12 protein-coding genes are annotated in these 13,520 nt (G+C 70.6%); 7 read left to right on the top strand and 5 right to left on the bottom strand.

Going from position 1 to position 13,520, the window contains the following annotated elements:
* The 3 genes from DP939_RS08700 to DP939_RS08710 all read left to right on the top strand — a co-directional run.
* On the top strand, nt 1-445 hold a 445-nt coding region (locus tag DP939_RS08700; protein WP_158578510.1), incomplete at its 5' end, for an ATP-binding protein.
* A gap of 981 nt (nt 446-1,426) precedes the next feature.
* Nucleotides 1,427-2,284: an SRPBCC family protein gene (locus DP939_RS08705; RefSeq protein WP_113980125.1), complete on the top strand. Its 858-nt coding sequence runs from the start codon at nt 1,427-1,429 to the stop codon at nt 2,282-2,284.
* A 1,206-nt stretch (nt 2,285-3,490) separates the two neighbouring features.
* Nucleotides 3,491-4,081 (top strand): TetR/AcrR family transcriptional regulator, encoded by a 591-nt coding sequence (locus DP939_RS08710; RefSeq protein WP_199565049.1) that lies wholly within the window; start codon nt 3,491-3,493, stop codon nt 4,079-4,081.
* Nucleotides 4,082-4,225: 144 nt separating this feature from the next.
* Here DP939_RS08710 and DP939_RS46070 read toward each other — a convergent pair whose 3' ends face one another.
* Entirely contained in the window at nt 4,226-4,579 is a 354-nt protein-coding gene (locus DP939_RS46070; RefSeq protein ID WP_158578511.1) for a hypothetical protein, read from the bottom strand.
* Nucleotides 4,576-6,216: a hypothetical protein gene (locus DP939_RS08720; protein ID WP_113980127.1), complete on the bottom strand. Its 1,641-nt coding sequence runs from the start codon at nt 6,214-6,216 to the stop codon at nt 4,576-4,578. Before DP939_RS08720 ends, DP939_RS46070 begins: the two co-directional genes overlap by 4 nt.
* A gap of 613 nt (nt 6,217-6,829) precedes the next feature.
* Between DP939_RS08720 and hemW the strand changes: the two genes are divergently transcribed.
* Entirely contained in the window at nt 6,830-8,062 is a 1,233-nt protein-coding gene (hemW, locus tag DP939_RS08725) for a radical SAM family heme chaperone HemW (RefSeq protein WP_113980128.1), read from the top strand.
* A 31-nt stretch (nt 8,063-8,093) separates the two neighbouring features.
* On the opposite strand, the gene DP939_RS08730 is transcribed toward hemW, so the two are convergent.
* On the bottom strand, nt 8,094-8,915 hold the full coding sequence (locus tag DP939_RS08730) for a DUF3097 domain-containing protein (protein ID WP_113980129.1): 822 nt from the start codon (nt 8,913-8,915) through the stop codon (nt 8,094-8,096).
* 224 nt (nt 8,916-9,139) lie between these two features.
* Between DP939_RS08730 and hrcA the strand changes: the two genes are divergently transcribed.
* The 3 genes from hrcA to DP939_RS08745 are packed head-to-tail and all read left to right on the top strand — an operon-like array spanning nt 9,140 to nt 12,056.
* Nucleotides 9,140-10,153, top strand: a complete 1,014-nt coding sequence (gene hrcA, locus DP939_RS08735; protein WP_113980684.1) for a heat-inducible transcriptional repressor HrcA — start codon at nt 9,140-9,142, stop codon at nt 10,151-10,153.
* A gap of 21 nt (nt 10,154-10,174) precedes the next feature.
* The gene (dnaJ, locus tag DP939_RS08740; protein WP_113980130.1) at nt 10,175-11,311 is read left to right on the top strand and encodes a molecular chaperone DnaJ; all 1,137 of its coding nucleotides are present in this window, start codon (nt 10,175-10,177) and stop codon (nt 11,309-11,311) included.
* A 13-nt stretch (nt 11,312-11,324) separates the two neighbouring features.
* The gene (locus DP939_RS08745; protein WP_113980131.1) at nt 11,325-12,056 is read left to right on the top strand and encodes a 16S rRNA (uracil(1498)-N(3))-methyltransferase; all 732 of its coding nucleotides are present in this window, start codon (nt 11,325-11,327) and stop codon (nt 12,054-12,056) included.
* Nucleotides 12,057-12,094: 38 nt separating this feature from the next.
* Here the strand turns inward: DP939_RS08745 and DP939_RS08750 are convergent, their stop codons facing one another.
* A complete protein-coding gene (locus DP939_RS08750; RefSeq protein WP_113980132.1) occupies nt 12,095-12,799 on the bottom strand; it encodes a hypothetical protein in 705 nt (234 codons plus the stop codon).
* Nucleotides 12,796-13,275 (bottom strand): SigE family RNA polymerase sigma factor, encoded by a 480-nt coding sequence (locus DP939_RS08755; RefSeq protein WP_113980685.1) that lies wholly within the window; start codon nt 13,273-13,275, stop codon nt 12,796-12,798. The genes DP939_RS08750 and DP939_RS08755 overlap by 4 nt, the downstream gene beginning before the upstream one ends.
* Nucleotides 13,276-13,520: the final 245 nt, after the last annotated feature.

Genomic DNA, 13,520 nt, shown 5'->3' on the forward strand with positions numbered 1-13,520 from the left:
ACCGGCCGGCACCGGCAAGTCCCACAGCCTGATCGCGCTGGGGGTCGCCGCCGTCCAGGCCGGACACAAGGTCCGCTACTTCACCGCCGCCGACCTGGTCGAAACCCTCTATCGGGGCTTGGCGGACAACTCGGTCGGCCGGGTGATCGAGAACCTGCTGCGCGCCGATCTGGTCATCATCGACGAAGTGGGGTTGGCCCCGCTGGATGACACCGGCGCCCAGTTGCTGTTCCGGTTCGTCGCCGCCGCTTATGAGCGGCGCGCGTTGGGAATCGGCTCGCACTGGCCCTTTGACCAGTGGGGACGCTTCCTGCCCGAGCACACCACCGCGGTCAGTCTGCTGGACCGGCTGCTGCACCACGGCATCGTGGTGGTCACCGAAGGTGAGTCCTTCCGGATGAAACAGGCACGAACCAGGACACCAGCACGCTTGATCAAGAAGTAGTCAACTACGAAGAGGTGGGGACTTCTACATGGCCACCAGCGGCGACACGCACTTGGCCGTTGACAGAATGGAGGCGGGAGCTGACAGCGCACGCCCCAAGCCGCCCCTCCTTGTCGCTGAGTTTTGGCAGCAGTCCGCGCGGGGCCGGGAACTGGACGGACGGCGGCCGGTTGCTCCCGGCGCTGTCGGTTCTCGCCAACGTTCCGCCGAGTCGAAGATCGCCGAGTGCTGCCAGAACTCGCGAACATCCGCTGCTACTCCGCACTGACATAGCCACCCATCGCTCGCGCGGGGTCCTGCCGTGCCTGCCTTGCATACAGGGGTGGCCGTGCCCGCCCTGTGTACGGCGTCCTGATCGTGCCCACGTTGGCGCGCGCGATTTCCCCGTCCGCGCTGTCCTCGGCATTTGAGCGTCCCCATCGCTGGCGCGGGGTCCTGCCGTGCCTGCCTTGCCTCCAGGTCCGGAGGTGCCCGCCCCATGTATGAGCTCTGGCCGTGCCCGTCTTGTGTACGGCATCTTGATCGTGCCCACCTTGGCGCGCGAGATCTCCCTGCCGCGCTGTCCTCAAGATCTGAGTGCGCCCATCGCTCGCGCGGGGGCTGACCGTGTCGTCTACGCGCGTGAAGACGGGCTTGCCTGCCCTGCGTATGGAATCTGACCTGTGCTTCACCTGGCATGCAAGATCTTCCCGCCCAGACCGCGCACAACGCCTGAGTCTGACCCGCGGCCATGCAAGGTCTGGCCCGTGCCCGCCCGCGCAAGAGATCTGATCGTGTCCATCCCTGCTCACAACGTCTGACCTGGGCTGTCCCGTGCGCGAGGTCTGATTCGCCCTCGCCGGACACGGACCGGCCTCTGCCGCGAACCTACGTGCGGGCGGCGTGTGCTTCCCGCCCATGCCTTCCTTCCGCGCCAGCGATTGACAAACTTGGTTTTTACATAAAGACTCTCTTTATCAATCGAGACGAGGAAGGACGGCCATGACCGAGCCGCTGACGATGACCGCCCGGGTGGAAGCGCCGATCGCGGAGGTGCGCCGGGCGCTGACCGACCCCGCCGCCCTGCGGGTGTGGCTCGCTGAGCACGCGGAGGTCGATCTGCCGCACCGTTACGCGTTCTGGGGTCGGCACACGCCGGAGGGCGACGCGCCGCACCAGAGTCTGTCCTACGCCGACGAGCGGGGGCTGCGGTTCACGTGGCTGCTCGACGGCGAGGAGACCACCGTAGAGATCGACCTGGTCCCGGAGAGCGAGAAGGTCACCCTGATCACGCTCTCTCAGACCCACTTCGACTACCAGGACGTGATCACCGGTAAGAGCATCCGTGGCGTGCTCCAGACCTTCTGGGCATTGGCCATCGCCAATCTGGTCGATCACCTGGAGGGGCGCGAGCCCACTCCGAAGCCCGACTTCACCTCCACTACGCCGGAGCTGCGGGCGAGTGTGGAGATCGACTCCCCGATGGAGGAGGTGTTCGACTCGCTGATCGATTCGGAGAAGGCGTCCGCGTGGTTCGGCATGCCGATCGGCATCGAGCCGCGCGTGGGCGGCCGCTTCGCGATGGGCGGACTGGACGTCGATCCCCAGCCGGCCAAGATCCTTGACCTGGTGCCCGGCGAGCGACTGTCCGTCGACTGGGGGACTGGGACGGGGGTCGGTACCTGGGAGCTGGCGGGATCCGGCGGGAAGACCAGCCTCACCATCGTGCAGAGTGGCTTCGACACGGCCCGCCCTCCCTACCCGGCCTGGACCGGCATCCTCAGCGGCATGGCCGAGCTGCGCCGCTTCCACGAGCTTTCCGACTGGCGCCCCATCTGGGTCCAAGAGGAGGCCGCCTGATCACTTACTCCTCTCGCGTCGACCGAGGCGGTGGGTCATCTGCGAGGGTGTGCCGGGCGGCTAATGGAGGCTCCGGACGGGGGCTGCCCGGTTGCCCGGTGCTCTCCCGGATACGTGCTCTGCGCCCCGTCCATCTGCTGGATGGCGTCCCACCTAGTGGTGTAAAAGTCCAGTGATCACGGTCATACCTCGTGGACCGGCAAGAACGGCCGTGGTCCGCCGGATCATGACCGCCCGGCCGCACCACCAAGGGCGCCGCAACGGCGAGACGCACTACAGCGGTGCCCGGCGCCCGCCAACGGCGGTGCGCCGGAACCCGGTGCCAGGCGGCATTTCCACCACTCGTAGGGACGCCATCATCTGCTGCTTCAGGGTGCCCGTCTGGGGCCGAGGGAGGCTGCCTGAGCACTTGCTCATCTGCCGTCGCGGGGGGTGGTGGGTCATCTGCGAGGGTGTGCGGGCGGTCGATGGAGGTTCCGGGGGGAGGCTGCCCGGTTGTTCGGTCATCTCCCGGATACGTGCTCTGTGACCCGTCCATAAGCTGCTTTTTGTGGCACGTCTGGGGCTGTGGGAGGTCGCCTGAGCACCTGCTTCTCTGCTGTCGGCCCGGGTGGGGGCATCTGCGAGGGCGCGCGGGGTTCCGGAGGGAGGCTGCCTGGTTCCCCGGTCCTCTCCGGCATATGCACTCTGCGCCCCGTCCATCAATTGCTTCAGGACCGCCCGTTTGGGGCCGAAGGAGGTTGCTTGATCGCTTGAGGCTTTTCCTGCGTGCTGATCATCCGGCTCGCTGGGGCGCTGGCCTGTCGGGGGGGGGGGGGGGGGGGGGGGGGGGGCAGGCGGCCGATCTGTGCTCAGGAGAGATTGCCGGATCGCGTAGTTCCGATGGCCGCCTCCGGGGCGGTAGTGGGTCACCGGGGTGCGGATGGCTTCGACGTGGGCGGACCTGGCGTCCCATAGCGCCCGATAGCCCGCCCGCACCTGCTCCTGGCCGTTGTACCTCGCGGGTGGGCCTGAGGAGGCGAAGGGGGACTCAGGTACGGCGTCCTCGGGTGTAGAGGTCGGGGGAGGCGTGCCGCATGGCGTCGTGGTAGCGGGCGATGAGATCGGAGATATGCGTGGTCATATGCCTTTTCAAGGGTTTGCTTCAACAGGCGTTGCATCCCATCTTGTGATGGATGAACGGTCAACGCCTGTAGAGTGAGCGGCGTGAGCACGACCCGAGCCGAGCGGCGGCGCCGTACCGAGGAGCGCATCCTGGATGCGGCACGTGCGCTGTTCGCCGAACGCGGCTTCGAGCGCACCACGATCCGCGCGGTCGCCACTGCGGCAAGTGTCGATCCGGCGCTGGTCATGCAGTACTTCGGGAGCAAAAGGGAACTGTTCGGCCAGGCCGCGCTGGCCCTTCCGGCGCGGTCCGGCGGCGATGAGGCGGGCGGCCCGGCCCGGGGTGACGAGGGCGTGATCGAGGGGGTGCTCGACACGCTCGGCGTCAGGTTGGGCGGGCTACCGGCGGTCTCGCTCGCGATGATGCGCTCGATGCTCACCCACCCGGAGGCGGCCGAGTCGGCCCGCGCGATGCTACGCGCGCAGATCGACCAGATCAGCGCCGCGCTCCCCGGTCAGGGCGGTGGTGGGGACTCCCGGCTGCGTGCTGCCCTGCTGACCTCGATCATGGTGGGTGTCACCGTGGGCCATCAGCTTCTCGGCATTGACGACCTGCGTGACACACCGGCCGAGGAGATCGCTCGCGTACTGCGTCCGGCCCTCAGCGCGCTGATCGAGTCACCACGCTCCTGATCAAAACGCTGCTGAGGGCCCTCGGTGGCGGCGATGGGTCAGCTGGAATCTGCGCGCTCGGTGTGATCGCCGGGTTCTTCGGCGGCGGCTCGGGATTTGTGCGCTGCGATGTGTGGGGCTGCTGCCCTGCTCTTGGGGGCCAGGTCAGCCGAGGAGGAGGGTGGTGAGGGCGGCGACGGCCTGGCCGAGGGTGGTGATGGCGGTGACCCGGCGGGACATTCGTTCCAGGGTGTCGGACAGTACGTCGGCGTCGGGGTCGGCCTCGGCGAGTTCGTCTTCGATGCGGTCGGCCTCGCGGAGTACCGGCCGGGCCTGGTCGCCGAGTTCGTCGCGGTGCCGTTCGACCAGGTCACGGATTTCGGCCAGCAGTCGTTCCGCGGCAGCGGGCGGGGCGGCCGGGCCGCCGATGTGCTGTACGGCTCGCGCCCCCGTACCGACCGCCATCGGCCCCTGGACGTTACCGCCGCTGATCTGGATGCCCTTGTTGACCTCGCTCAATTGACGCTCCCCGGCTGCCCCTGCTGCGGTTGATGTTGCTGCTGCCTGGCCTGGGCGTGTGCTCCCGCCGCGACCGGGCCTGTCACCGTGCCGCCGGTGATGATGGCGCCGTTGTTGATCACGGTCGCCGCCTGCTGCCGGTAGGCGGTGGTGTCGATGTCGCGGACCTCCAGATAGTCGAGCACCGCCTCGGTCAGCCGCTGCTCGATCAGTTTGGTGTACTTGTCCGCGTCGAGCACATGGGTGAACCGGTCCACGTCGATCGCCGCGCCCAACTCGCGCACGCTCTCCCGCGCCCCGAACGGATAGACCAGGTAGCGGGCGGGATTGCGCTGCCGGATGCCGCGGCGGATGTTCTGGACGGCCGTGCGTACCAGCCGCCCCGGCGCGAACACCACGTCGGCCACCAGGTCGTTCCGCCCGGACAGCGCCGCCCGCCAGACCACGATCGGCTTGGGCAGGGCCGGTAGCTTGTCGATCTCGTGGAACTGCGCCGCGACCGGCGGCAGCACCGTCACCACGAGCTGGGTGTAGAGCATGCGGCCCTCCACCGCGAGGTGGATGAACGCCGAGACGACGATCCCTCGGTCCTCCGCCGGGGCGAGCAGCAGCCCGTCGGTGTTCCTGATCTCCTGGCCGTCCACGTTGACGGTGACCCGCTGGTAGTGGCGTACGCCGCCTTGCGGATGCCGGCTCACCGCGTCGATGGTGTCCTTGCGGGCCGCGTAGTGCGGCATCCCGGAGGCGGGGTCGATCAGCGGGTGGCTGTTGTGGGGGCCGTGCCAGGTGCGGGCGCGGGCGTCCGGCCAGTCGCGGCGGGTGAACGTGCCGCGTACGGCGAGGTGGTCGGTGATGTGCAGGCCCGCGATCACCTGCGCGGGGTCGCGTACGGCGTCGCGCATCTGGAGCAGCCGGGAGCGTACGAAGTCGTGCAGATCGACGACGTCGATCTCGACCTGCCGCTCTCTGACCGGATCGTCGCGGCCCGGGGAACGGCCGGGCGGCCGGCGGAGGCGGTCAAGTTCGACGGCGATCGACCAGGACCGGTGGATGTCTCCGGCGCCGACGAACGGATTTTCCGCACCGTACAGGGTGATGTTGCCCCACTGGGCCCGCGCGATGTAATCCAGCCGCTCGCGGTGGGCCGCGGTCCCGTCGTCGGAGAGCACGTCGTGGAAGCCGGGCTTGAGGCGTTCGGACAGGGTCAGGTACCACATCACGCGGTAGCCGATCGCGAGGGCGAAGGGCAGCGCGGCGATGAGGAGCGGGCCGAGCAGACCGGCGCGCGAGAGTGCCCCGGTCACCGGGTCGAACTCCTGGCCGAGGCCGCCCATGATGATCAGATAGCCCAGCGCGGCGAGCAACAGGCCGGTCCACGCCAGCAGTGCGGCCTTGGACGTGATCGGCCCGCGGCGTACGGCGGGCACCGACAACAGCACGAGCGGCAGCAAGGGCAGGATGAACAGCACGGCGGGCCAGACCAGCAGGGACACGATGAGGAGCACCGTGATGAAGGCGTCGCGCAGCACGGTGAGGCGTTCGGCGCGCAGGCAATGGGCCAGCACCGGGATCAGGTCGACGCCGCCGAAGGAGGGCGCGACGGCGCGGTACCGGTCGTCGAGCAGTTCGCGTAGCACCCGGTCGCGGAACCGGCCGCTCAGGTAGGCCCCGGCGCACAGGTAGCGGGTGGCGTTCTGGAGAGGGGCAAGTGGCGCGGCCTGTTGCGGCTGTGGCGCGGGCTCGGCCGGTCCTGCGGCTTGGGGAATCGGCGGCCCGGGGGGCAGGCCTTGCGTTTGTGCGGCCCCTGCGTATGTCTCAGCGGGCCCCGGTGGCGCGGAGGGCGCTCCCTGGGCGGGCGGGAGCCCGGAGTACGGGCCGGATGGGGGCGCCTGTGCGGGAGGCGCTGACGGCTCGGGGGGCGGCTCCTGTGCCGTCGTAGGCGTCGGTGGCGGCGTCGTGAAGGGTGGCGCCCCGTGCGCGGGTGCGTCCCCGGGCGGCGGTGCCCCCGGCGCGCCCGATGCCCCCGAGGGGGTTGCTGATTCCGGAGGTGGCGCGTGCGGGTCGGGAGGTGGGCCGTCCGCACTGTGGATGTCGTCCATCGGCGCTCCGTAAGGGGGTCTTCACAGCATATCCCGGGACAAGGAACACCGAGAGTAGCGATCCGGTAACCCCGCTTACCGCATCTCCGGACGCTGGAGCCCCAGACTCTTGATGGCCGGTGCATGCTCCCGGCGGCGGCAGACTGAAGGGGTGCCTGCCATCCTTCCCGACGGTGAAGCCGTCCCGGCGTCGGGCGAGCTGCCCGCGAGCGCGTTCGACGGCTTCGGCGCGCGGCCGTTCGGTTTCTATGTGCATGTGCCGTTCTGCGTGACCCGCTGCGGCTACTGCGACTTCAACACCTACACCAGCAGCGAGCTCGGCCCGGGAGCCTCCCCCCGCGACTACGCCGACACCGCCATCGAGGAGGTACGCCTGGCCCGGCGGGTGCTGGAGCGGGACACCGGGGCGGTGCCGCGCGTCGAGACCGTGTTCGTCGGCGGCGGGACGCCCACCCTGCTGCCCCCGGCCGACCTGGTGCGCGTCCTGCGGGCGATCGACGAGGAGTTCGGGCTGGCCCCCGGGGCCGAGGTCACCACCGAGGCCAATCCCGAGTCGGTGGACGCCGCCGCGCTGGCCGTACTGCGCGAGGGCGGGTTCACCCGGATGAGCTTCGGCATGCAGAGCGCCAGCGAGCACGTCCTGCGGGTGCTGGACCGGCGGCACACCCCGGGCCGCGCCGCCGAGGCCGTACGGCAGGCCAAGGCGGCCGGCTTCGAGCACGTCAACCTGGACCTCATCTACGGCACGCCGGGCGAGTCCGACGCCGACTGGCGCGCCTCGCTCACCGCCGCGCTCGCCGCGGGCCCCGACCACGTGTCGGCCTACTCGCTCATCGTCGAGGACGGCACCCGGCTGGCCGCCAGGATCGGCCGCGGCGAGCTGTCGATGCCCGACGACGACGTGGCCGCCGACCGCTACCTGATCGCCGACGAACTGCTCACCGCGGCCGGTTTCTCCTGGTACGAGGTGTCCAACTGGGCCACCTCCGAGGCCGCCCGCTGCCGGCACAACCTGCTGTACTGGACCGGCGGCGACTGGTGGGGCGTCGGCCCGGGCGCGCACAGCCACGTCGGCGGCACCCGCTGGTGGAACGTCAAGCACCCCGCCGCCTACTCCGCCCGCCTGGCGCAGGGCGTCTCGCCCGCGCACGCACGGGAGGTGCTGGACACCTCGGACCAGGCCGTGGAGCGCCTGATGCTCCAGCTCAGGCTCTCCTCGGGGCACCCGCTGTCGGAGGTGGCCCCGGCCGCCCGCCCGGTGGTGGACCGGGCCAGGGCCGAGGGGCTGCTGGACGAGGACGCGCTGGCGAAGGGCGACCGGATCGTCCTGACCCTGCCCGGACGGCTGCTCGCCGACGCCCTGATCCGCGACCTGATCGTGTGAGCCGCCCGGCCGCGCCCGAGAGGGACTCGGATCAGTCGTCGCCCGGAGCCGCCGTCACGAAGTCGATCAGCTCCTCCACCCGGCCGAGCAGTTCGGGCTCCAGGTCGGCGTAGCTGCCGACCGACCCCAGGATGCGCCGCCACGCCTCGGAGGGGTCCAGCCGCCACCCCAGGGCCGCGATGACCCCTTCCTTCCACGGCGTGCCCCGGGGCACCGCGGGCCAGGCCGGGATGCCCACGGCCGCGGGCTTGACGGCCTGCCAGACGTCCACGTACGGGTGACCCACCACGAGCACGTCCGGCGACTCGATCGCGGCGGCGATCCGGCTCTCCTTGGAGCCGGCCACCAGGTGGTCGACCAGGACCCCGAGGCGCCTGCCCGGCTCCGGGCCGAACTCCGCGACGATCGCGGGCAGGTCGTCCACCCCCTCCAGGTACTCCACGACCACGCCCTCCACCCGCAGGTCGTGCCCCCAGATCTTCTCCACCAGGGCCGCGTCGTGCACGCCCTCGACGTATATCCGGCTCTCCCTGGCGACGCGGGCGCGCAGCCCCTGGACCGCGATGGACCCCGACGCGCTGCGCGCCGGTCCGCCGCCCGTGGGCGACGCCGCGGGCCGTACGAGGGTCACCGGCCTGCCGTCCAGCAGGAACCCCGCAGGGGTCAGCGGGAACACCCGCCGCCGCCCGAAGCGGTCCTCCAGGGTGACCGCCTCCTTGTCGCAGGCCACCACCGCGCCGCAGAACCCGCTGTCGGGATCTTCCACCACCAGGTCCCGCTCGGCGGGCACCTGAGGGATCTGTCCCTTTTTCGGCCGTCGCCAGTTTCCGGCGAGCACGTCACGCCCGTACATGTCCGCCGACGCTAGCAAAGACGATCGCAAAAGCGGCGTCCGACGGCTCGGCGACCGCGTCCCAGGCCCTCGCCCCGGCCTTTTCCGGCCGGGGCGGGGGATCTTACCGGCCCGTGTTATCGCACCCCGCGCACGGTGGCCGTACACTTGGCACTCGGGAACACAGAGTGCCAGCGCCGGCGTTCCCGAGTGGGACCGACGCGGATGGCAGGGAGGTGAGCACGTTGGTCGACGACCGAAAGCTCGCGGTCCTCCGCGCCATCGTCGAAGACTACGTCTCGACCAACGAACCGGTCGGATCGAAGTCCTTGACCGAGCGGCACAACCTCGGAGTCTCCCCGGCCACCGTGCGCAACGACATGGCGGCCCTGGAGGAGCTGGGTTACATCACCCAGCCGCACACGAGTGCGGGCCGGGTGCCGACCGACAAGGGCTACCGGCTGTTCGTCGATCGTCTGTCGCAGGTCAAGCCGCTGTCCGCGGCCGAGCGCCGGGCGATCGAGACCTTCCTGGCAGGCGCGGTCGACCTCGACGACGTGGTCACCCGCACCGTCCGGCTGCTGGCGCAGCTCACCCGGCAGGTCGCGGTGGTCCAGTACCCGGCGCTGAGCCAGTCCACGGTCCGGCACATCGAGCTGGTGCCGCTGACCGAGCGCCGGGTGATGATGGTCCTGATCACCAACACCGGGCGGGTCGAGCAGCGGGTCATCGAGCTGCCCGACATGGTCGACGATTCGCGGATCGCGCACATGCGGGCCCTGCTCAACGCCTGCCTCGACGGGTGCGGCCTGGCCCAGGTGCCCGACACCGTGGCCGACCTGCCCGACCGGGTGCCCGGCGAAGACCGTTCGAGCATGGTGACCATCCTTTCGGTGCTGCTGGAGACGCTGGTGGAGCGGCACGACGAGAGGCTGGTCATCGCCGGTGCCGCCAACCTCGCGGCGGCCGACTTCACCATCGGCCTGCGCGAGGTCCTGGAGGCGCTGGAAGAGCAGGTGGTGCTGATCCGCCTGCTCGGTGAGACCACCGACACCTCCGCGATCACCGTGCGGATCGGTTCGGAAAACCCCTACACCGGCCTGCGCGGCACGTCGATCGTGGCGGCCGGGTACGGCTCGGGAGACAAGCAGCTCGCCCGGCTCGGCGTGCTCGGGCCGACCCGTATGGACTACCCGGTGACCATGGGCGCGGTTCGCGCGGTGGCACGCTATGTCAGCCAGATCCTGACTGCATCATAAGAGGCCGAAGAGGTTCGATAAGTGGCTAAGAGCGACTACTACGGCACCCTAGGGGTTCGCCGTGACGCCAGTGCGGAGGAGATCAAGAAGGCCTACCGCAGGCTGGCCCGCGAGCTGCACCCGGACGTGAACCCCGACCCGGCCACCCAGGAGCGGTTCAAAGAGGTCACCCAGGCCTACGAGGTCCTGTCCGATCCGAGCAAGCGGCAGATGTACGACCTGGGCGCCGACCCCTACGCCGCCGCGGGCGCGGGAGCCGGCGCCGGTTTCGGCGCGGGGTTCCCGTTCAGCGACATCATGGACGCCTTCTTCGGCTCCGCGGGCGGCGCCCGGGCGCCGCGGTCGCGGGCCAGGCGCGGGCGCAACGCGACCATCCGCGTCGAGCTGGACCTCCGCGAGGCGTGTTTCGGCACGACCCGCGAGCTGATGGTCGACACGGCCGTGCTCTGCGAGGTGTGCCAGGGGGCGGGCGCGTCCGCGGGCACCCACCCCGACACCTGCGACATGTGCCAGGGCCGCGGTGAGGTCTCCCAGGTCACCAGGTCCTTCCTGGGCCAGGTCATGACCTCGCGGCCGTGCCCGCAGTGCGGCGGCTACGGCACGATCATCCGGCACCCCTGCCAGGAGTGCTCGGGCGACGGGCGCGTCCGCACCCGCCGTACGATCAAGGTCCGCATCCCCGCGGGCGTCGAGGACGGCACGCACATCCAGCTCGCGGGCGAGGGCGAGGTCGGGCCCGGCGGCGGCCCGCCCGGCGACCTGTTCCTGGAGATCGTCGAGAAGCCGCACGAGATCTTCGAGCGGCGCGGCGACGACCTGCACTGCACCGTGCAGATCCCGATGACCGCGGCCTCTCTCGGCACGGTGCTCACCGTCGAGACCCTCGACGGCAAAGAGGACATCGACGTCCGCCCCGGCACGCAGTCCGGGCAGGTCATCCCCCTGTACGGCAAGGGCGTCCAGCGCCTCAACGAGACCGGCCGCGGCGATCTGCTGATCCACTTCAACGTCGAGACGCCCAGCCGCCTCGACCCCGAGCAGGAAGACCTGATGCGCGAGCTGGCCAGGCTGCGTGGTGAGGAGCGTCCGCCGGGCAAGTTCGCCCCCGGGCAGCAGAGCTTCTTCTCCCGGCTGCGCGACGCCTTCAACGGCCGCTGAGCCGGGCGCGGCCATGACGGTTCCGGTCTTCCTGGCCGAGACGCAGGGGCTCGCCTCGGACACCATCGACCTCGGCGGCCAGGAGGGCCGCCACGCGGCCACCGTGCGCCGGCTGCGCGCCGGCGAGCGGGTCGATCTCACCGACGGCCTCGGCCTGGTCGCCGAGTGCGTGGTGACCGACGTCCACAAGGACGCCCTGCGCCTGGCCGTACAGCGGCGCTACGAAGTGCCGGCGGCCGAGCCGCGCCTGGTGGTCGTCCAGGGCCTGCCCAAGGGCGACCGGGGCGAGCTGGCCGTGGAGATGATGACCGAGGCGGGCGTCGACGTCATCGTGCCGTGGGCGGCGGCCCGGTCGGTCACCCGCTGGAAGGGCGAGCGCGCGGCCAAGGGCACGGCCCGCTGGCGGGCCACCGCCAGGGAGGCGGGCAAGCAGGCCCGCCGGTTCCGCCTTCCCGAGGTGACCGAGCAGGCCGAGACGCCCGAGGTGGTGGCCCTGCTGGCCGGGGCCGCGCTGGGCGTGGTGCTGCACGAGGAGGCGGCGGTGCCGCTTTCCGGCATGAGCCCGCCCGCCAAGGGCGACATCGTCGTCGTGGTCGGGCCGGAGGGCGGGATCACCGACGAGGAGATCGCCGGCTTCCGCGCCGCCGGGGCGGTGCCCGCCCTGCTCGGGCCCACCGTGCTGCGCACCTCGACGGCCGGGGTCGTGGCCGCGGCGCTGCTCTCGGCCCGCACCGGACGCTGGTGACCCGGCTGGTGACCAGGCCCGGCCAGTAGTCGATCGGGTCAGTAGTCGACCGCGGTGTTGGTGCCGAATCCGCTGGACAGCGGGCTGGCCACCTCGGTGGGGCTCGGCTCGGGATCGGACGGCGGGCACTCCTCCGGCGGGCACGGGCCGCTCGGCGAGGGCTCGCTCTCGGTCGGCGTCGGCGCGGAAGTGGGGGCGGTCGTCGGCGTCGGGCTCACCTTGGAGGGGCAGTTGGCGCCCTTGCCGGACGTCTTGGGCCGCGGCGGCTCGGGCCGGACGGCCGTCGGGTCGCCGTTGGGCGTCGGGCAGGTCTCCTTGTCCGACGGGGTCGGCGTCGGCGACTTGGAGCGATCCGGGGTCTTGGTGGTCGCCGGGGCCGCACTGATCCGCGTCGGGCTCGGGGGCGCCGGCGGCACGCTCGTGGCCTGCGGCGGAGCCTTGGGACCGCGCGAGGTGGCGTTGATCGCCGGCGGGGTCTGGGTCGCCTCGGTCAGGCCGACCGACTCTTTCTGGGGGCCGCCGCCGCGCAACTGCGGCACGGCGATCACGACCGTGGCGGCCACCAGTACCGCGCCGGCCACCGAGGCGGCGGCGCGCCACCACATCAGACGCCCGTGCCCGCGCTTCTGCTCGATGCGGGCGCGGATGATCTCCAAGCCGTCGGGGGAGGGAACGACCTCGTCCGCCTCCGCGCGAAGCACACGACGAAAGAGATCGTCGTACTCGTCGGGGGACTCGGTCATGACAATTGCTCCAACACGGTACGTAAGGCGGCCATGCCGCGGGCCGTATGGCTCTTCACCGCGCCCTTGCTGATGCCCATCGCATTGGCGATCTCAGCTTCGGACAGGTCACCGTAATACCGTAGAACCAGGGCCTCTCGCTGGCGGGTGGGCAGACTTTTCAGCGCTTCGATGACCGCGCTCCGCTCCAGTTCGCCGATCGCGCCGTTCTCCGCGCTCGGCGCGTCGGGCAGCCCCTTGGGCGCGTACTTCTCCACGACCGCGCGGTGGCGCAGCACGGATCGCGATCTGTTGACGACCGATTGGCGCAGGTAGGCGAGGGCCTTGTCGGTGTCGCGGAGTCTGCGCCAGGCGCCGTGCAAAGCCACGAAGGCGTCCTGAACCACTTCTTCCGCGGTGGCGTTGTCGCGGACCAGCAACACGGCGAGACGCACCAGCGACCGATAATGCGCGCTGTACAGCGCGGTCACGGCCATGTCGGCGTCCCACCCGACGGGCACTGCCCCGAGCGACCTGTCGGCCACGAGGGTCTCGGTGGTCACATCATTAGGACGCGTGGCCTTCGCGGAGGGTTTACTACGCTCATCCGGTTCGTTTGGGGGCATGACCCAGTCGTGTCCTCGCCGGTGGCCTCGCCCGATGTGTTTCTTACGCAGAAGTGTTGCACAGACACAATATCCGGCAGGATCTTTGCTTGCAGCCCGCCACGGGTTACCGATTG

The sequence above is a fragment of the Spongiactinospora rosea genome, from assembly GCF_003315795.1.
GTDB lineage: Bacteria > Actinomycetota > Actinomycetes > Streptosporangiales > Streptosporangiaceae > Spongiactinospora > Spongiactinospora rosea.

Excerpts from the sequence above, each read along its gene's own strand:
- DP939_RS08705 (WP_113980125.1), top strand. The coding sequence starts at position 1,427 with ATGACCGAGCCGCTGACGATGACCGCCCGGGTGGAAGCGCCGATCGCG.
- DP939_RS08730 (WP_113980129.1), bottom strand. The coding sequence starts at position 8,915 with ATGTACGGGCGTGACGTGCTCGCCGGAAACTGGCGACGGCCGAAAAAG.
- DP939_RS08745 (WP_113980131.1), top strand. The coding sequence starts at position 11,325 with ATGACGGTTCCGGTCTTCCTGGCCGAGACGCAGGGGCTCGCCTCGGAC.
- DP939_RS08750 (WP_113980132.1), bottom strand. The coding sequence starts at position 12,799 with ATGACCGAGTCCCCCGACGAGTACGACGATCTCTTTCGTCGTGTGCTT.
- DP939_RS08755 (WP_113980685.1), bottom strand. The coding sequence starts at position 13,275 with ATGGCCGTGACCGCGCTGTACAGCGCGCATTATCGGTCGCTGGTGCGT.